Raw genomic sequence first — 24,070 nt, forward strand, 5'->3', positions numbered from 1 at the left:
CCCGGGGCATAATCAGACGTTACGTCGATACTGCCCACCCACGTCGAAGAATGCCTGGGAGATCTGCCCGAGGGAGCAGACGCGGACCGCCTCCATCAGCGCCGCGAACGTGTTCCCCCCGCTCCTGGCGACCTCCCGCAGATGTTCCAGGGCGGCGCCCGCCTCGGCGCCGTGCCGGCGGTGGAACTCCTCCAGCCGAGTGAGCTGAGATTGCTTCTCCTCCTCCGTGGCCCGCGCGAGCTCCATCGGGCCTCCCTCGGCGTCGGGATCGGTGCCGGCCGACTCCGGCCGCAGGAACGTGTTCACCCCGATGATCGGCAGGGTGCCGTCGTGCTTGCGCCGCTCGTACAGCATCGACTCGTCCTGGATGCGTCCCCGCTGATAGCCGGTCTCCATCGCGCCGAGTACACCGCCGCGGTCGCTGATCCGCTCGAACTCGGCGAGCACCGCCTCCTCGACCAGGTCGGTCAGTTCATCGACGATGAACGATCCCTGCAGGGGATTCTCGTTGGCGGCGAGTCCCCATTCCTGATCTATGATCATCTGAATGGCCAACGCGCGGCGGACGGAGTTCTCCGTAGGAGTCGTCACAGCCTCGTCGTACGCATTGGTGTGCAGGCTGTTGCAGTTGTCGTAGATCGCGCACAGCGCCTGCAACGTGGTCCGGATGTCGTTGTAGGCCATCTCCTGTGCGTGCAGCGACCGACCCGAGGTCTGTACGTGATACTTCAGCATCTGCGACCGGGGGGCGGCACCGTAGCGCTCCCGCATGGCCACCGCCCAGATCCGGCGGGCCACCCGCCCGATGACGGTGTACTCCGCATCCATCCCGTTGGAGAAGAAGAACGACAGGTTCGGGGCGAAATCGTCGATGCGCATCCCTCTGGCCAGATAGGCCTCGACGTAGGTGAAGCCGTTGGCCAGGGTGAACGCGAGCTGACTGATGGGATTGGCGCCGGCCTCGGCGATGTGATAGCCGGAGATCGATACCGAGTAGAAGTTCCGGACCGCGTGTTCGATGAACCACTCCTGCACGTCCGCCATCGCCCGCAACGCGAACTCGGTGGAGAAGATGCAGGTGTTCTGCCCCTGGTCCTCCTTGAGGATGTCCGCCTGCACGGTGCCACGGACCGTGGCCAGCGTGCGGGCCCGGACCTCGGCGGCCTCGTCCGTGCTCGGCTCCCGGCCGTGCTCGGCGCGGAAAGCGTCCAAGCGCTGGTCGATCGCGGCGTTCAGGAACATCGCCAGGATCGTCGGCGCCGGGCCGTTGATGGTCATCGAGACGCTGGTCGACGGATCACACAGATCGAACCCGGCGAACAGGACCTTCATGTCGTCCAACGTCGCTATCGACACGCCCGACGTGCCGATCTTGCCATAGATGTCAGGCTGAGACGCGGGATCGCGGCCGTAGAGGGTCACCGAGTCGAAGGCGGTGGACAGCCGGGTCGCAGGCGAGCCGGCGGAGAGGAAGTGGAACCGGCGGTTGGTCCGGAAGGGGTCACCTTCACCGGCGAACATTCGCGCCGGGGCCTCCCCGGCGCGTTTGAACGGAAAGACGCCGGCGGTGAAGGGGAAGTACCCTGGCAGGTTCTCACGCCGCAGGAAGCGGATCAGGCGAGCGTCGTCGTCGATGGCGGGTACCGCCACCCGCCGGATCAGAGTCCCGCTGAGTGTGGTGCGCACCAGCGGGGTGTGGATCTCGGTTCCCCGGACGAGATAGGTCATCTTCTCGCCCTGACGTTCCTCGACGATCGCCGGCCATTGCGCCAGGAGCTCCCTCGTCCAGGGGGCCAGGGCGGCTTCGGCCTCGTCGCGCAGCACGGCGAGGGTGGTGGGTTCCGCCGGCGCCGGGCCCGCGCTGGGGTTGGCGCCGGCCAGTGCCGCAAGGGCCGTCGTCAGATGCTCACGACGGCGGGCCAGCAGCGCCTGACGCTCGGTCTCGGCGTGATAGCCCCGCACCGTCTCGGTGATCTCGGCCAGATAGCGTATCCGGGCGGACGGAATGACCGTGGTCAGACCGGTAGAGGTCCGCCCGCGCACCAGGTGCAACGAGCCGGACACGGTGTGCAGATCGTGTTTGCGTAGCAGCCCGACGAGGTGCTGATACAGGGCGGTCACCCCGTCGTCGTGGAACCGGGCGGCCGAGGTGCCGAAGACGGGCATATCCTCCCAGGACTGGTCGAACGCCTGCCGGTTGCGCACCAGTTGCCGGGCGACGTCACGCCGGGCATCCTCGGCGCCGCGCCGCTCGAACTTGTTCACCGCCACCACGTCGGCGAAGTCCAGCATGTCGATCTTCTCAAGCTGTGAGGCCGCACCGTACTCGGGTGTCATCACGTACAGCGAAACATCGCAGAACGGAACGATCGCCGCGTCACCCTGCCCGATGCCCGGCGTCTCGACGATCACCAGATCGAAACCGGCCGCCTGGCAGGCTTTGATCACATCCGCCAGGGGAGCCGGAACCTCACTGCCCCCCGTGCGCGTCGCCAGGGACCGGAAGAACACGTTCCCTGCCGTGCCATCACCCAGGGAGTTCATCCGGATGCGGTCACCGAGCAGTGCACCGCCGCCCCGCCGACGGCTGGGGTCGATGGCGAGCACCGCGATCCGCAGGCTGTCGCCCTGGTCGAGGCGGAAGCGCCGGATCAGCTCGTCGGTGAGCGAGGACTTTCCCGAACCACCCGTGCCGGTGATACCGAGGACCGGAACCCGCGGGTGGCGGGCGGCCTCGTCCTGCAGCGCCGCCGCGAGCCGCGGGTCCCGGCCCGCCTCGAGCACGGTGATCGCCCGGGCGAGCGCGCCGTGCTCACCAGCCGCCACCGCATCGAGCTTCGGCCCGTCCTCCGTCAGATCGACGTCACAGGCCTCGATGATCATATTGATCATCTTTGCGAGACCGAGCCGCTGCCCGTCCTGCGGGGAGAAGATGCGCGCGACCCCGCGCGCGTGCAGCAGGTCGATCTCCGCCGGCAGGATCACCCCGCCGCCGCCGCCGTAGACCCGGACGTTGCCGGCTCCGCGCGCACGGAGGCGCTCGATGAGGTAGCTGAAGTACTCGACATGCCCGCCCTGATAGGACGACAGGGCGATCCCCTGGGCGTCCTCCTGGATCGCGGCGGTGACGACCTCCTCGACGCTGCGGTCATGCCCGAGATGGATCACTTCGGCGCCCTGCGCCTGCAACAGGCGACGCATGATGTTGATCGCCGCGTCATGCCCATCGAAGAGTGAGGCCGCCGTCACGATCCGGACCGGATGAGCTGGTGTGTGCAGCGTGGCGGCCGGCTCGTGCCGGTTGTCGGAGGACATCGCGTCGGAGGACATCGAAGCGGCTCCCGGGGACGATGTGGCGGGCGGAGATACCTAGAACACTTGGCTTCCCGATAGTAGGACATCCATGTAATAGATGCCACCACGGCCAAGGTGCTGAAGCGGGTGCTGCCAGCCAGTAGTCGGAAAATACGCGTATACGAGTGTGGGGCTGTCTCCCTAGGGAGACAGCCCCACACTCGTATACGTCCGGCGGCGTCCTACTCTCCCACACAGTCCCCCATGCAGTACCATCGGCGCTGAAGAGCTTAGCTTCCGGGTTCGGAATGAGACCGGGCGTTTCCCCTTCGCCAAAACCACCGAAACACTATCCAGATATACCAGCCGAACCGGCCGTACACCCGAGAACCGCACAGTGGACGCGTAGCACCTTCGAAGACAAGCCCTCGGCCTATTAGTACCGGTCAGCTCCATGCGTCACCGCACTTCCACCTCCGGCCTATCAACCCGATCATCTAGTCGGGGGCCTTACCAGGCTACCCTGTGGGAGACCTCATCTCGAAGCAGGCTTCCCGCTTAGATGCTTTCAGCGGTTATCCCTTCCGAACGTAGCCAACCAGCCATGCCCTTGGCAGAACAACTGGCACACCAGAGGTTCGTCCGTCCCGGTCCTCTCGTACTAGGGACAGCCCTTCTCAAGTCTCCTGCGCGCGCGGCGGATAGGGACCGAACTGTCTCACGACGTTCTAAACCCAGCTCGCGTACCGCTTTAATGGGCGAACAGCCCAACCCTTGGGACCTACTCCAGCCCCAGGATGCGACGAGCCGACATCGAGGTGCCAAACCTTGCCGTCGATATGGACTCTTGGGCAAGATCAGCCTGTTATCCCCGGGGTACCTTTTATCCGTTGAGCGACGGCGCTTCCACAAGCCACCGCCGGATCACTAGTCCCTGCTTTCGCACCTGCTCGACATGTCTGTCTCACAGTCAAGCTCCCTTGTGCACTTGCACTCAACACCTGATTGCCAACCAGGCTGAGGGAACCTTTGGGCGCCTCCGTTACCCTTTAGGAGGCAACCGCCCCAGTTAAACTACCCACCTGACACTGTCCCTGATCCGGATCACGGACCCAGGTTAGACATCCAGTACGACCAGAGTGGTATTTCAACAACAACTCCACCAGAACTGGCGTCCCAGCTTCACAGTCTCCCACCTATCCTACACAAGCCGAACCGAACACCAATATCAAGCTATAGTAAAGGTCCCGGGGTCTTTCCGTCCTGCCGCGCGTAACGAGCATCTTTACTCGTAATGCAATTTCGCCGAGTCTGTGGTTGAGACAGTGGGAAAGTCGTTACGCCATTCGTGCAGGTCGGAACTTACCCGACAAGGAATTTCGCTACCTTAGGATGGTTATAGTTACCACCGCCGTTTACTGGCGCTTAAGTTCTGAGCTTCGCCCCGAAGAGCTAACCCGTCCCCTTAACGTTCCAGCACCGGGCAGGCGTCACTCCGTATACATCGTCTTACGACTTAGCACGGAGCTGTGTTTTTAGTAAACAGTCGCTTTCCCCTGGTCTCTGCGGCCACTCCCCGCTTCGGAGGTAAACCCCTACACGGAGAACGGCCCCCCTTCTCCCGAAGTTACGGGGGCATTTTGCCGAGTTCCTTAACCACAGTTCACTCGAACGCCTCGGTATTCTCTACCTGACCACCTGTGTCGGTTTAGGGTACGGGCGGCCCTGACACTCGCTAGAGGCTTTTCTCGGCAGCATAGGATCACCCACTTCGCCGCAATCGGCTCGGCATCAGGTCTCAGACACACAAGACGCGGATTTACCTACGCCTCGTCCTACACCCTTGCCCCAGGACAACCACCGCCTGGGCTGGACTACCTTCCTGCGTCACCCCATCGCTTGCCTACTACCAGCCGGGATCCCACCCTCCCGAACACACCTCCGAAGAGACACATCCGATCAGATGGTTAGCACAAACCAGGTTCAGCATGGCCGCGTCAACGCCGGTACGGGAATATCAACCCGTTATCCATCGACTACGCCTGTCGGCCTCGCCTTAGGTCCCGACTCACCCTGGGCGGATTAGCCTGCCCCAGGAACCCTTGGTCATCCGGCGGACGGGTTTCTCACCCGTCATTCGCTACTCATGCCTGCATTCTCACTCGTATGGCATCCACGGCTGGGTCACCCCGCCGCTTCACACGCCACACGACGCTCCCCTACCCACACACAAACCTGGACACCAAAGTGCCGGGAAATTTTGTGCATGCCGCAGCTTCGGCGGTGCGCTTGAGCCCCGCTACATTGTCGGCGCGGAATCACTTGACCAGTGAGCTATTACGCACTCTTTCAAGGGTGGCTGCTTCTAAGCCAACCTCCTGGTTGTCTATGCGACTCCACATCCTTTTCCACTTAGCGCACGCTTAGGGGCCTTAGCTGGCGATCTGGGCTGTTTCCCTCTCGACTACGAAGCTTATCCCCCGCAGTCTCACTGCCGCACTTCACTTACCGGCATTCGGAGTTTGGCTGACTTCAGTAAGCTTGTGGGCCCCCTAGGCCATCCAGTGCTCTACCTCCGGCAAGAAACATACGACGCTGCACCTAAATGCATTTCGGGGAGAACCAGCTATCACCGAGTTTGATTGGCCTTTCACCCCTACCCACAGCTCATCCCCCAGGTTTTCAACCCTGGTGGGTTCGGTCCTCCACACGGTCTTACCCGCGCTTCAACCTGGCCATGGGTAGATCACTCGGCTTCGGGTCTTGGACATGCGACTCAACGCCCTCTTCGGACTCGCTTTCGCTACGGCTACCCCACACGGGTTAACCTCGCCACACACCGCAAACTCGCAGGCTCATTCTTCAAAAGGCACGCGGTCACCAGACCACAGTCCAGCTCCCACGGATTGTAGGCACACGGTTTCAGGTACTATTTCACTCCCCTCCCGGGGTACTTTTCACCTTTCCCTCACGGTACTAGTCCGCTATCGGTCACCAGGGAGTATTTAGGCTTAGCGGGTGGTCCCGCCAGATTCACACGGAATTACACGGGCTCCGTGCTACTTGGGAACACGTCCGGGAGGAACACTGCTTTCGGCTACAGGGCTATTACCCTCTATGGCGGCCCATTCGCATGACCTTCGCCTAACAATGCTCTTTCTGACTCCCCGATGGAACGGCAGCTCCACCTGGACGATCCCACAACCCCAGCATCGCAACACCTGCCGGCTCTCACACGACACTGGTTTAGCCTGTTCCGCTTTCGCTCACCACTACTCGCGGAATCACGGTTGTTTTCTCCTCCTGCGGGTAATGAGATGTTTCACTTCCCCGCGTTCCCTCCACATGCCCTATGTGTTCAGGCACGGGTGACAGGATTTAAAGCCCTGCCGGGTTTCCCCATTCGGAAATCCTCGGATCACAGCTCGGTTGACAGCTCCCCGAGGCATATCGCAGCCTCCCACGTCCTTCATCGGCTCCTGGTGCCAAGGCATCCACCGTGCGCCCTTAATAACTTGGCCACAAAGATGCTCGCGTCCACTGTGCAGTTCTCAACGTACGGACGGCCCCAGCCGACCCGGCGAAACCCACCCCCACCCAACGGGAAGGCAGTCCTCCACCACGACCGGTCCGTTCCACCAGCAGACCCCCCCACCACGATCCCCACCAGGACCACAGCACAGGAACCCACCAGCCGAGAGAGCCTCACTCCCTCAGGACCCAACAGCGTGCCACGGACCCCAGCCACCCACCCGGACCGTTCCACCCCCCACCCCACCCGAAGATAAGGACAGAGGAGTACTAGACCCCGGACAACCAGCCGAAACCCCATCGTCAGCGTTCCACCCACGAGCAACCAGACCGGCATCCACAGCCGGCCCTGGCTCTGCACCAGCCCACCCCACTACAGGACAGACCAGCCAGACGCTCCTTAGAAAGGAGGTGATCCAGCCGCACCTTCCGGTACGGCTACCTTGTTACGACTTCGTCCCAATCGCCGGTCCCACCTTCGACGGCTCCCCCCACAAGGGTTAGGCCACCGGCTTCGGGTGTTACCGACTTTCGTGACGTGACGGGCGGTGTGTACAAGGCCCGGGAACGTATTCACCGCAGCATTGCTGATCTGCGATTACTAGCGACTCCGACTTCACGGGGTCGAGTTGCAGACCCCGATCCGAACTGAGACCGGCTTTTTGGGATTCGCTCCACCTCACGGCATCGCAGCCCTTTGTACCGGCCATTGTAGCATGTGTGCAGCCCAGGACGTAAGGGGCATGATGACTTGACGTCATCCCCACCTTCCTCCGAGTTGACCCCGGCAGTCTCCTATGAGTCCCCGACACGACTCGCTGGCAACATAGGACGAGGGTTGCGCTCGTTGCGGGACTTAACCCAACATCTCACGACACGAGCTGACGACAGCCATGCACCACCTGTGCAGGACCCTTACGGACCCCGTATCTCTACGAGATTTCCCTGCATGTCAAGCCCTGGTAAGGTTCTTCGCGTTGCATCGAATTAAGCCACATGCTCCGCCGCTTGTGCGGGCCCCCGTCAATTCCTTTGAGTTTTAGCCTTGCGGCCGTACTCCCCAGGCGGGGCGCTTAATGCGTTAGCTGCGGCACGGAGGCCGTGGAAGGTCCCCCACACCTAGCGCCCAACGTTTACGGCGTGGACTACCAGGGTATCTAATCCTGTTCGCTCCCCACGCTTTCGCTCCTTAGCGTCAGTTCCGGCCCAGAGACCCGCCTTCGCCACCGGTGTTCCTCCTGATATCTGCGCATTTCACCGCTACACCAGGAATTCCAGTCTCCCCTGCCGGACTCTAGCCTGCCCGTATCGACTGCAGGCCCGGAGTTGAGCCCCGGGTTTTCACAGCCGACGCAACAGGCCGCCTACGAGCTCTTTACGCCCAATAATTCCGGACAACGCTTGCATCCTACGTATTACCGCGGCTGCTGGCACGTAGTTGGCCGGTGCTTCTTCTGCAGGTACCGTCACTCTCGCTTCGTCCCTGCTGAAAGAGGTTTACAACCCGAAGGCCGTCATCCCCCACGCGGCGTCGCTGCGTCAGGCTTCCGCCCATTGCGCAATATTCCCCACTGCTGCCTCCCGTAGGAGTCTGGGCCGTGTCTCAGTCCCAGTGTGGCCGGTCGCCCTCTCAGGCCGGCTACCCGTCGTCGCCTTGGTAGGCCATCACCCCACCAACAAGCTGATAGGCCGCGGGCCCATCCCGAGCCGATAAATCTTTCCACACCACCAGATGCCCGGCAATGTCATATCCGGCATTAGCCCCGGTTTCCCGAGGTTATTCCAGAGCTCGGGGCAGGTTGCCCACGTGTTACTCACCCGTTCGCCGCTGAGAGCCGAAGCTCCCCGCTCGACTTGCATGTGTTAAGCACGCCGCCAGCGTTCGTCCTGAGCCAGGATCAAACTCTCCATCAATGCATTGAGAGCGCCGATGCAAAAACATCGACAGACCCCGACATCGACAGCAGACCCTCACAGGCCCACCACCGTGTCCAAAGGAATCCCTCACAACCCAACCAGACAGCCACCCCACCACGTGGGACACCACCCAGCCAGGCCATGAACGGGGTAAAACAATTGGCACTGACAATCGGCACGCTGTTGAGTTCTCAAGGAGCAGGCGCTACCAGACCTCCACCCTCAGGGCTTCGTTCTGGTGCTTCTTTAAGTTACTCGGCTTGCCCGGCGGTGTCAAATCGCTTCTTTTTGTGCGAAATGTTCACATCCGAACAGATCTTACCTTCTTGCACACTCCGGACGTTCGCGTTCAAAGCGATCAACCGGAACGTTTTTCCTAGATTATGAGCTTTGGCTTGATTGTGTCAAATCACTCCGGCCCGGTAGTTAACCTACCCACGTACCGGTGTTTGCCACTCTCGTACCTTATCGCACCGTCCGCGGCCCGTTTCCTCGGGGGGTCTACGCCCCCTCGGAGGAGATCTGGTCCTGCGCGACGCCCGGCTCCCGGAGGAGCTCGGTGGGCGACGAAGAGGAACTATACACGAGTCCGGGCATGGTGAGCGGACGCGAGGACATAACTTTCTGGCACCGACGGTTGACAGTGCGCAATCCCTGCAGCTGACAACCTCCGGGCCCCCGCGCCGATTCCCTCCCTCGCCGAACCGCTGCCGAGGCCCGCCTCGTCCCTCGTTCACCGGTGCCGTCCGCCCGCCGGCGCAGACACCGGGTCCGATGCGGGGGTACCCCGGTCAGCGATCCCCAAACCACCCGAACCTCCGATCCGCACGCTCCCTACACCTGCCCCTCCCGCGTCTACCCAGCCGCGAGGCTGTGAGGCCGGGCAGACGCGCCAGCGAGGCATGTTTGAGGAGGAGGGGACACCAGGCGAGACCGACACACCAGGCGACGTCTTAGAAAACGTCGTACCGGCCGGTACTAGCCCTCCCAGGCGTACCGCTCCGGCGCGAGGATGAAGGCGCCGGCCCCCCGAAGCGCGATCCGGCTGGGATCGGAGCTCCGTCTGATCTGCATCCGCCGGGTGAACGCCAACCCCGTGTGACGATCGAAACTGGCCGACAGCGCGTCCCAGAAGATCGGGCCGGACTGCGCAAACCCGCCAGCCACCACGGCGGCCTCCAGGTCGAGCAGGCTCGCGCAGGAGGCCAGTCCGGCTCCCACCGCAGCACCCGCGCGGGCGAGGGCCCGCCGGGCGACGCCGTCGCCGGCCCGTGCCGAGGCTGCAAGCACGCGACCGTTGGCCGGCTGATCCCCCGAAGGCACCCAGCCCTCGCCGATCGCCCAGGCCACCGTCCGCGGACCCGACGCGAGCGCCTCCAGACATCCACGTCCCCCACACGGACAAGGAGGTCCGTCGGCCTCCACCACCATGTGACCGATATGGCCGGCATTGCCGGATGTGCCGTGCAGCAACCGGCCCCCGAGAACCAGGCCGCCTCCGACGCCGGTGGAGACGGTGACGGCGAGCATGTTGCGCACGCCACGGCCCTCACCCATCCAGTGCTCGCCGGCGGCGAGGGCGACGGCGTCGTTGTGGATCAAAACCGGGCCGCCCGGGTATGCGTCCCGCAGCCGCGCCCGCAACGGGAATCCCCGCCAGGCCGGAATGTTCAACGGGGAGACCTCACCGACCGGCCAGTCCATCGGACCGCTGCACCCGCAGCCGAGTCCCGTCATCTCGTCCGGACGCATCCGCGCCGCGGCGAGCGCCTCGTCGAGGCAGTCCTGGACGACGGCGAAGACCTCCTCGGCATCGACCCCTGCCGCCCGGGCCGACGCCGGCCCAGCGCCGTCCGGATCAGGTGAAGCCGGTGAAGCCGGACGCGGGACCGGCATGGAGCGACGGGCCTGAGCGGCGATCGTGCCGTCCCCCGCGACGACACCGGCGGCGATCTTGGTTCCCCCGATGTCGAGGGCGAGTGCGAAGGTCTTCCGGCCGTCCGCACGCGCCGGCTCCGCACCCGCGGGCTCCTTGCCCGACGCGCGGACGTCCCGCGGCCCGCCCGCCTCCCATGGCTGGAACGCCTCCTGCGACTGGGACATCGTCCTGGCGCCTCTCTGCTCGCCGATCGACCGTCGGTACCTGCGGTACCTCGTGAAACCCGGCCGTAACTGAAACCCGGCTGTGACCCGTCCGCCCTCGGCAACCCTTCCGACCACCGGAAACCGGCCTGGAGGCCGACATCCACCACCGGTACCAACCTGGTCTCTCCCGACCTGGAGCGACGGAAGAGGTGGAGCGTACCCGCGATCGGCCCGCACCGACCTCGGCCCCGCGGAACGCGCAACCCGGCGCACGAAACCCGGCAGGCCGCCACGGCCCAGTCCCGACCCGCCGCGAACCCGACCCGCCGCGAACCCGACCCGCCGCGAACCCGACCCGCCGCGAACCCGACCCGCCGCGAACCCGACCCCGTGAAATTGTGGGATTGAATGGTTGGGGCGGCCGGCGACAGGCCGATCCCCGATCGCGGTCGCCTCCACGAAGAAACCATCCTGAGGCGGGCTCACGGCGATCACCTGAGGTCCACGGGCTTCTCGGCCGCCGAGCACATGGACAAGCCGATCCGCGGTCGGCTAATGTCCGACGGGCAAGGACGATCACCGGTTGAACGACGGTGGCGGTTACTTCCGACGGTCCGTCCCAGGGGGAAGCGGCGTGCTCGGCGCGGGAGTTTGGCCGAATGGTGGTCAGTTCGAGGCTGCGGTCTCCACTGGCGCGGAGGTATTCACGGATCCACGGCTGCGGACCGCCCGGTTCGAACGGGACGCTTTCGGTGCCCCGGTGCAGGTCACCGGCGAGTCGGCGGTCGTTTTCTTCGGAGCGGCGACGGGCAGTGCCTTCGCGCTGCGCTGTCCGACCCGGCCGCTGACCGGCGGAGCCGAACGCTATGCGGCGGTAACGAATCATCTACGTCGTCATCGGGTGCTGTCAGCCTTCCCGAAAGCCGAGTGGGTCGCGCAGGGAGTGCGGGTCGGCGAGAAATGGTGGCCGGTGGTCGTCATGGACCAGGTCCAGGGCACCACCCTGCGGACCTACGTCCGCCAGCACCTCGCATCTCCGGAAGCACTGCGTGACCTCGCCGCCGGATGGAAGCTTCTACTCGGTGAGATGAGCAAGGCCGAGATCGCCCATGGCGATCTGCAGCACGGCAACGTGTTCGTCACCGAACAAGGTTCAGTACGCCTCGTGGACCTGGACTCGGTTTGGGTCCCGGCGGTCGCGCACCTGCCGCCGGACGAGCATGGACATCGCCACTACCAGCACCCCCGCCGGCAGTCGACGGGCTACTGGGACCGCCGCGTCGACACCTTCCCGGGTCTCGTCATCTACCTCTCGGTGCTGGCGGTCGCCGCCGACCCGGCCCTGTGGGAAGAGTTCCACCGCGACGAGAACCTCATCCTGAGCGCGTCCGACCTCGCCCAGCCCGACCACACGCCGATCTGGTCACGACTCGCCGCAAGCCGGGACGGCGAGGTCCGTCGGCTCGTCCCGCTGCTGAGGCGCTTCTGTCTCGGGCCGCCGGCGGTTGACGTCGATTTGCCGACGCTGCTGCGCGACGCCGACAGCGCCCTGCCGGACGCGCCTGTCAGCGAGGCGGTCGCGCCGTCCCTCGGCGCGGGGAGTTCCTGGTGGGAACCGAGCCAGGCGTCCGTCCCGACGAAGCCGATCGATCCCAGCCAGGGCTGGGCGACCCCGCCGACCCCGCCCTCTCCGTCGGGAGCTCCAGCCACCCCAGGCACCCCGGCCACCCCAGCCGCGGGACGGAATCTCTGGGACGCGACGACCAGGACATCGCCGAACACCGGTCCCTCGGCGGGTCAGGGCGGCACGGCCGCGGGCGCCGGTGACGCCTCGGGTTCCAGCCGGGCCGGCGCGACCTCCGCGGCCGGCGACGGGGCGCGGCGGGCGTCGCCCTCCGGATCCGTGCCGAACCGCGGCTCCGGGTCGCGCACGGCGGCTCTCGTCCTCGCGGCCCTGGCCATCCTCGCACTCATCCTGATCATCCTCACCGTGGGATGACACCAGACGACCGAAGGCTCGAGACACTCGAGACAACCGATGGGAGGCGGCATGGCGCCGTCAGGCGGGCCGGACGACACCGCGTGGCCGAGCCGCCACCGGCGGATCATCGGGGTCTGCATCCTCGTGGCCGCGGTCACGATCGCCGTCGTCGGCCTGATCTCGGGCGGAGGCGGAACGGCTCCGTCGCCGATCAGGATCCTGGTGACGACCTCCGCCGACCAGGCCCTGCGGGCGGCCGGCGGCAACGACGTCAACCAGGTGATACTCGTGGCGTCGTCGGCGCCGCAGCCGGACGAGCCCGAGCTGTTCATCCAGTACAAGGTGCGGGCCGGGGAGACCCGGGAGCAGATCGCCGCGGCACTCGGGATCAACCCGGACGCCGTGGCCGATCATCCGTTCAAGGACGGTGAGCTGCTCCACGTCCCGCTCCCGCCCCGATTCACCCGCGGCACGGGAAAGGACGGCCCGGTCTTCACCGCCTACACCCCACCTGCGGCATCGTCCACGGCCGGCGTTTCGTTGCTCGGGGTGCCGGCCGCCGACGTCCCCCGGCTCGCCGAGGTCGGCGCCCGGCTGCTCGTCGCCGTCGGTCCGGGTGCCCGCCCGGACGTCCACAAGGTGGCCGAGGCACTTCCGGACACGGTCGAGGCGATCGGTGACGACGACAAGGTCCTGGTGCCGGCCTCGGTGCACGACGGCACCCACGGCCCCGGCCGGATCGGCACCGCGCTGCGCTGGCTTCTGATCTTCGCGGTCGGCCTTGCCGTGGTTCCGCTGGCCGGCTTCATCCACGCCGTGACCGGTCGCGGCACCTACCCGGAACCGACGTCGCCCCGGGACTTCCGGCCGGCCGACTTCCGGCCGGCTAGGTACCCGCGGCCGGCACCGCCGGCCGACTTCCCGCCGGCCGCCTCCCAGCGTCCGCTCCCGCCTCGGCGCCCGGCCCCCCCGGGACCGGGCGCCGCCGTCCATCCGATCGGAGTCGAGGTGATCGATCGACGGACGCTGCTGGAGGACCCGCAGTGCTCGTGCGGGAGCGTCCAGGTCGACGCGTCCTACGCCTGCCGCGCATGTCCGAACTCATGGCGGGTGGGCGCCGGCGAGCCCTGGCCGGACATCCTCCCGACGAACCCGGCGGACGATCCCCCGGGCGCTCTCTCCGCCGACGACCACCTCCCCCCGTACTGATCCGACTCCCCCGGTACTGATCCGATTCCTGAGGAAGCGCGACGCCCATGCCCTACACCAAGCAGATCGACCGGCGTGCCCCGGGCTGCTTCATCTTTCTGCTGGACCAGTCCGACTCGATGAACTACCCGATCGCCGGGCGTCCCGGCATCTCCAAGGCGCAGGCCCTCGCCGACATCGTCAACGACACCCTCGCGATGATCATCCGTCGGTGCAGCAAGGAGCGCGGCGAGGGTCCGCGTCCCTACTACGACATCGCCGTGCTCGGCTACAGCGGCCAGGAGGCCCGCTCACTGTTCACCGGAGCGCTCGCCGGCCAGTGGCTGGTCTCGGTACCGGACCTCTTCTCCTGCGTACTGCGCCGGGAGGAGCGGCACGGCTCCTCGATGCCAGTGTGGTTCGAACCGTTCGGGGCGGGCCTCACCCCGATGTGCGCCGCCCTCGACATGGCCGGGAGCCTCGCCTCCGGCTGGGCCCAGAGCCACCAGGACTCCTTCCCCCCGATCATCATCAACATCACCGATGGAGCCGCCACCGACGGCGAGCCCGAGAAGGTGCAGATGTGGGCCGACCGGCTACGGTCACTGCGCACCGCGGACGGCAACCTGCTGCTGTTCAACATCAGTATCTCCGCGGTCGCGCAGACCACCACCACCTTCCCCGCGGCCGAGTCCGAGCTGTCCGACGAGTGGGCTCGCGGGCTGTTCCGGATGTCGAGCGAGCTGCCGCCGCTGATGCGCACCGCGGCGGAGCGCCTGGGCGTGCAGACCCGGCCCGGCGCCCGGGGATTCGTCTCCAACGCGACACCCGACGCGATCGTCCTCGCCCTCACCGTCGGCACCCAGGTGGCTCAGGTCGACGCCTGAGTGGGGCGGTGGGCCGACGGCTGCGGTGGGTCCCGAGGAAGGAGAGGTGCGGGAGTGCGGGTCACGGGCCGTGTGCAGGTGTGGCTGCCGAAAAACAGCGGCTATGCCTCCGAAGACGCGACGATGGTGAGCACGGCGCGCCGGCGGGCGGCCGTCGCGGATGGCGCGTCGGAGGGGGTCGACGTGCGGCGGTGGGCAAACCTGCTGGTCACGCGATACGTCAACGCGCCGCCGCCGATCGGGGCCTCGGCCGAGGGCATCTACGAATGGTTCCGCGAGACGATCAGGATCTGGAACCTGAGCCCGCCGACGGTCGATCCCGACGACTGGCGGTTCCAGGGCGTCGGTGCGACGGAAGCGGCGTTCGCCACGTTTCTTGGGCTGCAGTTCAGGAGCGAGGAGAACGAACACGACGGCCGGCTGGAGTGGGAGGCGATCGCGGTCGGCGACTCCTGCCTGGTCCGGGTGCCCTCGCCGAAGGCCATCCTGGCGGGCGCGCAACCCGAGTTCTTCCCGTACTCCGCATCGGCAGCCTTCACGAGCACCCCCGACCTGGTGCCCAGCGACCTCGGGCGGGCCCGTCGGCTCGCGCCGACCGGGGAGGGCTGGCCGGTGCGGGTGCGGCGAGGCTTCGCCGAGGCGGGGGAGGTCTTCCTGCTCGGCAGCGACGCGATCAGCAAGTGGCTCTACACCCTGCCGTGGACTGATCCGGAGGTTTGGCGGCGACTTCCCGACCTACGCAAGCCGAACCTGGAGGGGCTCGCCCACCAGCTCAAGGACGTGGGCGAGATCGACCACGACGACCTCACGCTGGTGGTGCTCCGGGTGCGCGAGGACCCGCGGAGGTGACGCACGGGCGTGGATCCTAAACGACGGCCGGGCGCCACCCTCGCCGAGACGGATGGACGCCCGGCCGTGGCCGGTCCGCGGGATCGATCAGCCGGCCCTGCGCTTCTCGATCGCCTCGATGAGCTGCGGGACGACGTTGAACAGATCGCCGACCAGCCCGTAGTCCGCGAACTCGAAGATCGGCGCTTCCGGGTCCTTGTTGATCGCGACGATCGTCTTGGACGTCTGCATCCCGGCCCGGTGCTGGATCGCGCCGGAGATGCCGACCGCGATGTAGAGCTGCGGGGACACCGTCTTGCCGGTCTGCCCGACCTGGTTCTGGTGCGGGTACCACCCGGCGTCGGTAGCGGCACGCGACGCGCCGACCGCGGCGCCGAGGGTGTCGGCCAGCTTCTCCACCAGGGTGAAGTGCTCGGCGGCGCCCAGACCGCGACCACCGGAGACGACGACCTGGGCCTCGGTGAGGTCCGGGCGGCCGGACTTCGCCTCGACGACGCGGTCGACGATCTTGGCTCCCTTCGCGGCGTCGGAGATCGCGATGTCCACCGTCTGCTCGGACGGCGTCACCGGGGCGGCCTCGGGCGCCGTCGAGTTCGGCCGGACGACGACCACCGGAACACCCTTGACGACCTTCGACGTGACGATCGTCGAGCCGCCGAAGATACCCTGGGTGGCGACCAGGTCGGGGGTCAGCGCGACAGCGTCCCAGATCAGGCCCGAGTCGGTCTTCGCGGCGACGCGGGCCGCGATCTCCCGCGAGTCCGCGGTGGCGGCGACCAGAACGGCGGCCGGCGACGCGTCCGCGACCAGCTTGGCCAGCACCTCGGCCGCCGGCGCGCCCACGTAGCCGACGACGTCCTCCGACTCGACGACGTAGACCCTGGCGGCGCCATACTGCGCGAGGTACTCCTTGGCCTTCGCATAGGTGCCCGGCGCTCCGAGGAACACCGCGGCGGCCTCGCCGAGCGAACGGGCGAGCGTCAGCAGTTCCGCGGTGACCTTCTTGGGTTCACCATCGGCGTGCTCGACGAGCACGAGAACTTCAGCCATCGGACAAAACCCCTCAGATAAGCTTCTGCGCCGCGAGGAACTCCGCGACCTTCGTGCCGCCGTCGCCCTCGTCCTTGACGATCGTGCCACTCGACCGCGGCGGCGCGGGCTCCGAGGCAACGACCGTCGACGTGGCGCCGGCCAGCCCGACCGCACCGGCGTCCAGACCCGCGTCCGCGGCGGACAACGTCGTCAGCGGCTTCTTCTTGGCCGCCATGATGCCCTTGAACGAAGGGTAACGCGGCTGGTTGATCTTCTCGACCACGGCGACCACGGCCGGCAGGCTTGCCTCGACCAGGGCGTAGCCGTTGTCGGCGAGACGCTCGATCGTGACCTTACCCGCGGCCGGATCCACCGTGACCTTGCGGGCCTGGGTGAGCTGGGGAAGGGCCAGCCGCTCCGCCAACAGGGCACCGATGACGCCGCCACGGGCATCGGAAGCCTCGCTGGAGGTGATGACGATGTCGGGTGACAGCGTGGAGATCACCTTCGCCAGCGCGGCGGACGTCGCCAGCGCGTCCGACCCGTGCAGCAAGTCGTCCGTCAGGTGCACGGCCTTGTCCGCGCCCATCGACAGGGCCTTGCGGATCGTCTCGGCCGCCTTGGCCGGTCCCATCGTGACGACGGTGACCTCGCCCCCGTGCGCTTCCTTGATCTTCAGGGCCTCTTCGACCCCGTACTCGTCCATCTCGTTCATGACGCTGTCGACACTCTTACGGTCGACGGTCTTGTCCGCGGCGTCGAGCTTCTTCTCCGCCCAGGTGTCAGGAACCTGCTTGACGGTAACGACGATGTTCACGCGTTGGGGCCTCCGTAGCCAACATCCGATGTCAGTCCCTTGACATCGTCGCATCTGGGGCGCTCACGCGCTCAATGATCGACGACGTGACGCGGACCGCAGTACGCCCCTGACCTGGACAGCCGGGCCGAAACCGGGCGGCAACTACGCTCCGTTATGGAGCCTAGTCCGTCCGCGCCCATCTCCGGCCCTCCAGCGCTCTCGGGGCGCGCGGAGACACGCCATGCAGATGTATGTGCAGAAAATGGATCCGCCACTTTCCGTAATGATTGAGATATTCCGCACGTTCTTTTACCGACCATCCGGGGATCCGCTAGAGGCATCGGCCCCGACTGGTCGTGCATTCCGGCCGGGTTATGCACACCCTCTTCCTTGCAACGTGACTTCTCGGCTACTTTCTGCCCAAGAGGTGCGCAAGGCACCGACATTATGGATTTAAGCCATCTTTACCTCGACGGGGGACACATGTCGAATACGTCGTCCGGAGATCCCTCTCCCACGACCCAGTTCGAGCGTCTGCTGCGGGAGGCCGGGGTATCCGACACCCGGTTCGCCCGGCAGGTGAACGCCCGCGCCCGCCATCAGCGCCGGATCGAGCTGGGCCTGGCCAGGACCACCGTCGGTCACTGGCGTCGCGGGATGCGGCCGCGTGACCCGATGGTCGCCGAACTTGCGGCGGCCGAGATATCCGCGGCCCTGGGATACCCGGTCCGGCCGGTGGATCTGGGCTGGCGCGGGGAGTCCTATGAACGCGACGACCTCGGGCTGTCGAGCTCGAACGCACCCACCGAGACCCTAAGCACCCTTGCCGGACTATCGGGACGAGACATGCGGCGACGCGACCTGTTGCACGACGGAACGGCCTTTATCGCATCGGCCTTCGCCGATCCGGTCCTCTCCAGCCTCACCGGAGTGGTTGACCGGGTCGCCAGGCCGGAATCAACGGGAGCCTCCGCCGGCGCCGTGATCCGGGATATGACCGAGACCTTCCGCCGGCTGGACGCAAAGTTCGGCGGCGACGAGATCCGGCCTCAGGTCGTCGCCTTTCTGCACGACCGGACCCGGGCCGCCCGGGAGGGGCGGCCGAGCCCCGACCTGTTCAGTGCGCTGGCCGAGCTGACCCAGTTCAGCGGGTGGCTCGCCCAGGACAGCAACCGGCAGGCCCTCGCGCAGCGCTACTACATCCAGGCCCTCAGCCTCGCCGAGCACGCCGACGACGCCATGCTCGCCGGCCGGGTGCTGTCCGCGATGAGCGACCAGGCCGCCCGGCTGGGCCATCCCCGGCAGAGCCTCGCCCTGGCCCGGGCGGCCCTCGGCCGCGCGGTGCGGCACTCCTCGTATGCCGTGCAGGCCATGCTGCACGACAAGCATGCCTGGGCACTGGCACGCAACCGTGACGAGGCCGGTTGCATGGAGGCCCTGGACAAGATGGACCGGGCGATCGCGCGCAGCGACGGGGACGACGGACCGTCCTGGGCCGGCCACTACAACGCCGGCGACGTCGCCGAGTGCCATGGTCACTGCCTGTTACTGCTGGGCCGCGCCCGACCGGCCGAGACGAAACTGCTCGAGGCCCGGAGCCTGCAGGGCGCGGCGCGCGCCCGAACCCGCAGCTACGCCGAGGCCGACCTCGCCTTGGCCTACCTGCGCCGACCGACTCCGGACCTGGAGGCCGCCCTGGAGGCGGGCTACCGAGCCGTCGCCGTCGCCGGGCAGCTGTCATCCTCTCGGGTCACCGAGAAGCTGCGGGAGCTGGACCGTGAGCTCGACACGCACCCGACGGTGGCGGTCCGCGAATGGCACGAACGGGCGCGCCCGCTGGTCGGCGCCGCGGCCGGCGCCACAGCCGCCACCTGACCAGTCACCGATAGCCGCCGCACGGGCGCCGACGGCTCCCGGCCCCGGCAAGCTACGGCCATCGGCCCCACCGTTACCGACCTCTCACCACCGAACGGGCCGTCCGGGAGCACCCGCCTCCCGGACGGCCCTGTCAGCCGGGCACTCTGGTGAAGTGAGTTCCGCGCAGGAGTCCGGTTCCGCCGTGCCGGATACCGACCCCACCTCCCGGCACAAGGACATCCCGGTCGCCGCCCCGGAGCCCCGGCCGCACCCGACCTTCCCGGTCCGCCCCCTGGTCGTGATCGTCGCGTGGGTCGCGGCGGCCGGACTCGGGGGGATCGCCCTCGGCCGGTTGGCCCATCTCGACGATGCGGTGGGCTGGCCCTACTCCGCGATCAACGCCGGGACCGAACTGCTCTACCTCCCGGCCTACGCCACCGTGGCGGTGGCCTTCGCGCTCCGTCGCAACCTGCTGATGATCATCTCCATGGCCCTGATCGCCATCCATCTGTTCTGGACCCTGCCCGAGGTTTTCCCCGGCGGCGCCGAGGAGGCCCCGCAGGGTGCCGCGCGCCTGCGGGTGATGTCGGCGAACCTGCTCTACTACAACGACCACGCCGACCGGCTGGGCGCGCAGATCCGCGCCGCGAACCCGGACGTGCTCGTCCTCGTGGAGCTCTCCCCGCTCACCCTGGCGCGGGTCACCTCGTCCGGAGCGCTGGCGAGCTACCGGTACCGCGAGGTGCACCCGGAGCCGGGTGCGTTCGGCGCCGCCGTGTTCTCCCGCTTCCCGCTGCACGACGCCGCGGCCCCGATCGTCGGCGGAGCAATGTCATTGCGGGCCACCGTGGAGGTGGATGAGCGTCGACGCTTCGTCGTGTACGCGGTGCACACGATCTCACCGACGACCAGCGCCTACACCGACCGCTGGCGGACCCAGCTCGACACGCTGCGCGCGCAGCTCGAGCACGCCACGCTGCCGGTCGTCATGGCCGGCGACTTCAATGCCACCCGGGACCACCGGCCGTTCCGTCGGCTGGTGAACTCGGGGGTACGCGACGCGCACGACGTCGTCGGCGGCGGATGGCAACCGACCTGGAACTCCAAGAGCCTGATCCTGCCGCCCGTGCTGCGCATCGACCACGTGCTGGCCTCACCCGCGTTCGCGGTGACGGGTTTCGAGGTCGGCGGCGACTTCGGCAGTGACCATCGGCCGGTCATCGCCGACCTGGCCATGCGGTAACCCCCGGATGGCGCCTTCGGCGCAATCCGGGGACCCCTACCACAGACACCGCACGGGGTCTCCGTCGAATCGCCTCCGGCGATCCTCCTGGGACAACCATCGCGCGCCTTCGGCGCAATCCGGGGACCCCTACCACAGACACCGCACGGGGTCTCCGTCAGCGGCCGATGAAGTCGGCCTTGCCGGGCCCGCTCTCGAGGAAGGACTCCATTCCGATCCGCCGGTCCTCGGTGGCGAACAGCCCGGCGAACAGCGCCGCCTCCAGACGTAGCGCCTCGGCCAACGCGATCTCCGCGCCGTCGTCAACCGCCTGCTTCGCCGCCGCGAGCGCCATCGCCGGGCCGTTCGTGTACCGGCCCGCGATCCGCTTCGCCTGCACGTACACCTCACCCGCGGGAACGACGGCGTCGGCCAGACCGATCTCCGCTGCCTCGGCCGCCCGGACCTGCCGGCCGCTGAAGATGAGGTCCTTGGCGCGGGACGGGCCGATCAGGCGCGGCAGCCGCTGGGTGCCCCCCGCGCCGGGGATCACTCCGAGCAGGATCTCGGGCTGGCCGACCCGGGCGTCCTCGGCCAAGACCCGCACGTCCGCGCACAGGGCAAGCTCCAACCCGCCGCCCAGGGCATAGCCCGTCACCGCGGCGACCACGGGCTTCGGGATCCGGGCCACGACCTCGAAGGTGGAGTTCAGATCGCCCACCCAGGTGGATACCTCGGCGTAACCCATCGGCGCCATCTGCCGGATGTCGGCCCCGGCGGCGAACACCTTTTCCCCGCCATAGAGCACCACCGCGCGGACGTCCGACCGCCGGGTCGCCTCGACCGCGGCGGTCCGCAGCTCCGCGGCGACCGTGGAGTCCAGCGCGTTCATCGGCGGCCGGTCTAACCGGATGGTGCCGATCCCGCCGTCAACCTCGAGCCGCACCACACTCATCCGCGTTCCTCCCGCTTCAGGCCCTCGATGACCGGCGAGGCGTCCGGCGCCCCGGCGTTCCCCACCCCGTCCGACCCGCCGAGATCGTCGACGGTGCCGGCTTTGAGGATGGTTTCGATGTCGCTGTAGATGTCGGTCGCCACGATAGGCCGACACCCGCTGATCTTCATCAATCATCTCCAGATCGGGTTCGGGGATCGCTCGGTTCCACCCGGCGCACTAGCCCATAGCAGGAAATAGCGGACATTGCCAACGGTCGGCCGCCGGCCGGTCCCCTCTCACGCCCGGAACCTGCCGACCGCCGGAACCTGCCGCGCAACTCCTGAGAGTTGACGGGCCTTCGTGGTAGACCGGGGGGGCAGCGTGTGACCGTGCTGTTCGTCCCGAGCCGACCCAGGAGGAGCCGTGACCGACACAGGTGTCAGCGTCTCGACCGGTCTCGAGAACGTCGCCGATCTCGAGGCGACCCTGGAGAGTCTGCTGTCGGTGGAGCGTTTCGACCCATCGGCGGCCTTCACCCGGCGCCTGCCGATGGACGCCGACCGGGCCGCCGCCGAGGCGGACCCGAACGCGTTCTGGGCTCGCAAGGCCGAGGAGCTGCTGACCTGGCACACGCCGTTCACGCAGGTACTCGACGACTCGAACCCGCCCTTCTACACCTGGTTCGCGGACGGGATGCTGAACCTGTCGGAGAACTGCCTGGACCGGCACGTGGCGGCCGGGCGCGGCGAGCGGGTGGCCTTCCACTGGCACGGGGAGGAGGGGGAGCGGCGCACCGTCACCTATGCGGACCTGCTCGCCGACACCCAGCGGCTGGCGAACGGGCTGCGTTCGCTCGGCGTGCGCGCCGGCGACGTGGTCGGGATCTTCCTGCCGATGATTCCCGAGGTGGCCGTCGCGATGCTGGCCTGCGCCCGGATCGGCGCGGTCCACAACGTGGTCTTCGGCGGTTTCGCGCCGTCCGCGGTCCGGGAGCGGATGGAGGTCTCCGACGCCAAGGTGCTGATCACCGTGGACGGCGCGCGGCGCAAGGGACGGACGGCGCCGGTGAAGGCCGCCGTCGACGCGGAGCTCGGTGACCTCCCGGCGCTGGGGCACATTGTGGTCGTGTCCGGGCCGGGCGGTACCGGGGCGCCGATGACCGCGGGCCGGGACGTCTGGTACCACGAGCTGCTGGCCACGGCGGCGCCCGACTGCCCGCCGGAACCGCTGTCCGCGGAGCATCCCCTGTTCATCCTCTACAGCTCCGGGTCGACCGCGAAGCCGAAGGGGATCCTGCACACGACCGCGGGTTACCTGCTCGGCGCCACCTACACTCACCGGGCGGTCTTCGACATCGACCCGGACACCGACGTCTACTGGTGTTCCGCGGACGTCGGCTGGATCACTGGGCACTCCTACATCGTCTACGGCCCGCTATCGAACGGCGTGACCAGCGTGATGTACGAGGGGGCGCCGGACTACCCCGACTACGACATCTGGTGGCGGCTCATCGAGGAGTACAAGGTCACCGTGTTCTACACGGCGCCGACGGCGATCCGTACGTGCATCAAGTGGGGCGCGCGGTATCCCGGTCGGCACGACCTGTCCTCGCTGCGGGTACTCGGCACGGTCGGGGAACCGATCAACCCGAAGGCGTGGTTGTGGTACCACGTGGTCATCGGCGGTGGTCGCTGCCCGATCGTCGACACGTGGTGGCAGACCGAGACCGGCTCCGCGCTCATCTCGCCGCTGGCCGGCGTCACGTCGACCAAACCGGGTTCGGCGACCCTGCCGCTGCCCGGTATCAGCCCGGCGCTGCTCTCGGAGGACGGCGAGCCGGTCACTGAGGGCACCGGAATCCTGGTGATCACCAAGCCGTGGCCGTCCATGCTGCGCACCCTTTACAAGGACGACGAGCGATTCGTCAAGACGTACTTCTCCCGCTTCGGCCCGTCAACCTACGTCGTCGGCGACGCCGCACGCCTCGACGCCGACGGCTACTTCTGGATCATCGGGCGGATCGACGACGTCATCAACGTGTCCGGGCACCGGCTGTCCACCGCGGAGGTGGAGTCGGCGATCGTCGCCCATGAGGCCGTCGCCGAGGCGGCGGTGGTCGCACAGTACGACGAGCAGACCGGCCAGGCGATCGTCGCGTTCGTGACGCTCGCCGGTGACCGCTCGGGCGACGAGGCCACCGAGGCCGAGCTGCGCGAGCACGTGGCCAGGCGGATCGGCAAGCTCGCCCGGCCGCGGCGGATCATCTGGGCCGACGACCTGCCGAAGACCCGGTCCGGCAAGATCATGCGCCGGTTGCTGCGTGACATTGCCGAAGGCCGGGAACTCGGCGACGTCACGACCTTGCGCGACCCCGCGGTGATGGCCGCGCTCACGGCCAAGGTGGGCACCGCCCGAGACAACGAGTAAGGGCGGTTCCGGTCCCCGATTCCGGACAATTCTGGCTGTCATCGGGTCGACATGACAGTTGTTT

Annotated in this window: 13 protein-coding genes and 3 rRNA genes; 7 read left to right on the forward strand and 9 right to left on the reverse strand. The window is 67.2% G+C overall.

Annotated elements, in window-relative coordinates:
- Positions 1–12: 12 nt before the first annotated feature.
- The 5 genes from icmF to FRANCCI3_RS18460 form a co-directional block, all read right to left on the reverse strand.
- Entirely contained in the window at positions 13–3,330 is a 3,318-nt protein-coding gene (icmF, locus tag FRANCCI3_RS18440) for a fused isobutyryl-CoA mutase/GTPase IcmF (RefSeq protein WP_011438028.1), read from the reverse strand.
- Between the two features lie 193 nt (positions 3,331–3,523).
- Positions 3,524–3,640 (reverse strand): 5S ribosomal RNA (gene rrf / locus FRANCCI3_RS18445).
- 70 nt (positions 3,641–3,710) lie between these two features.
- Positions 3,711–6,815 (reverse strand): 23S ribosomal RNA (locus FRANCCI3_RS18450).
- A gap of 414 nt (positions 6,816–7,229) precedes the next feature.
- Positions 7,230–8,739, reverse strand: a 16S ribosomal RNA gene (locus FRANCCI3_RS18455).
- The 16S, 23S and 5S rRNA genes sit together here, the layout of an rRNA operon.
- A gap of 981 nt (positions 8,740–9,720) precedes the next feature.
- Positions 9,721–10,845, reverse strand: a complete 1,125-nt coding sequence (locus tag FRANCCI3_RS18460; RefSeq protein ID WP_011438029.1) for an ROK family protein — start codon at positions 10,843–10,845, stop codon at positions 9,721–9,723.
- A 565-nt stretch (positions 10,846–11,410) separates the two neighbouring features.
- Here FRANCCI3_RS18460 and FRANCCI3_RS23650 point away from each other — a divergent pair.
- The 4 genes from FRANCCI3_RS23650 to FRANCCI3_RS18480 are packed head-to-tail and all read left to right on the forward strand — an operon-like array spanning position 11,411 to position 15,732.
- Positions 11,411–12,826, forward strand: coding sequence for a phosphotransferase (locus FRANCCI3_RS23650; protein ID WP_049760986.1), 1,416 nt, complete (start codon positions 11,411–11,413; stop codon positions 12,824–12,826).
- A 51-nt stretch (positions 12,827–12,877) separates the two neighbouring features.
- Positions 12,878–14,017 carry a hypothetical protein gene (locus FRANCCI3_RS18470; RefSeq protein WP_011438031.1) on the forward strand — a complete coding sequence of 380 codons (1,140 nt, stop codon included), beginning with the start codon at positions 12,878–12,880 and terminating at the stop codon, positions 14,015–14,017.
- Positions 14,018–14,064: 47 nt separating this feature from the next.
- The gene (locus tag FRANCCI3_RS18475) at positions 14,065–14,883 is read left to right on the forward strand and encodes a vWA domain-containing protein (protein WP_011438032.1); all 819 of its coding nucleotides are present in this window, start codon (positions 14,065–14,067) and stop codon (positions 14,881–14,883) included.
- A gap of 54 nt (positions 14,884–14,937) precedes the next feature.
- Positions 14,938–15,732 carry a hypothetical protein gene (locus tag FRANCCI3_RS18480; protein ID WP_011438033.1) on the forward strand — a complete coding sequence of 265 codons (795 nt, stop codon included), beginning with the start codon at positions 14,938–14,940 and terminating at the stop codon, positions 15,730–15,732.
- An 87-nt stretch (positions 15,733–15,819) separates the two neighbouring features.
- Here the strand turns inward: FRANCCI3_RS18480 and FRANCCI3_RS18485 are convergent, their stop codons facing one another.
- Complete coding sequence (locus FRANCCI3_RS18485) at positions 15,820–16,782, reverse strand: electron transfer flavoprotein subunit alpha/FixB family protein (protein WP_011438034.1); 963 nt, start codon at positions 16,780–16,782, stop codon at positions 15,820–15,822.
- Positions 16,783–16,795: 13 nt separating this feature from the next.
- Positions 16,796–17,581, reverse strand: a complete 786-nt coding sequence (locus FRANCCI3_RS18490) for an electron transfer flavoprotein subunit beta/FixA family protein (protein ID WP_011438035.1) — start codon at positions 17,579–17,581, stop codon at positions 16,796–16,798.
- A gap of 465 nt (positions 17,582–18,046) precedes the next feature.
- Between FRANCCI3_RS18490 and FRANCCI3_RS18495 the strand changes: the two genes are divergently transcribed.
- Positions 18,047–19,438: a hypothetical protein gene (locus FRANCCI3_RS18495; protein WP_011438036.1), complete on the forward strand. Its 1,392-nt coding sequence runs from the start codon at positions 18,047–18,049 to the stop codon at positions 19,436–19,438.
- A gap of 154 nt (positions 19,439–19,592) precedes the next feature.
- A complete protein-coding gene (locus FRANCCI3_RS18500) occupies positions 19,593–20,663 on the forward strand; it encodes an endonuclease/exonuclease/phosphatase family protein (RefSeq protein ID WP_011438037.1) in 1,071 nt (356 codons plus the stop codon).
- Between the two features lie 157 nt (positions 20,664–20,820).
- On the opposite strand, the gene FRANCCI3_RS18505 is transcribed toward FRANCCI3_RS18500, so the two are convergent.
- Together FRANCCI3_RS18505 and FRANCCI3_RS27155 are read right to left on the reverse strand one after the other, a co-directional pair.
- Positions 20,821–21,597, reverse strand: coding sequence for an enoyl-CoA hydratase/isomerase family protein (locus FRANCCI3_RS18505; RefSeq protein WP_011438038.1), 777 nt, complete (start codon positions 21,595–21,597; stop codon positions 20,821–20,823).
- Positions 21,594–21,740, reverse strand: coding sequence for a hypothetical protein (locus FRANCCI3_RS27155; RefSeq protein ID WP_157858550.1), 147 nt, complete (start codon positions 21,738–21,740; stop codon positions 21,594–21,596). The genes FRANCCI3_RS18505 and FRANCCI3_RS27155 overlap by 4 nt, the downstream gene beginning before the upstream one ends.
- Positions 21,741–22,002: 262 nt before the next feature.
- Here FRANCCI3_RS27155 and acs point away from each other — a divergent pair, with 262 nt between their 5' ends.
- Positions 22,003–24,006, forward strand: a complete 2,004-nt coding sequence (gene acs / locus FRANCCI3_RS18510) for an acetate--CoA ligase (protein ID WP_011438039.1) — start codon at positions 22,003–22,005, stop codon at positions 24,004–24,006.
- Positions 24,007–24,070 lie beyond the last annotated feature (64 nt).

The sequence above is a fragment of the Frankia casuarinae genome, assembly GCF_000013345.1.
GTDB lineage: Bacteria > Actinomycetota > Actinomycetes > Frankiales > Frankiaceae > Frankia > Frankia casuarinae.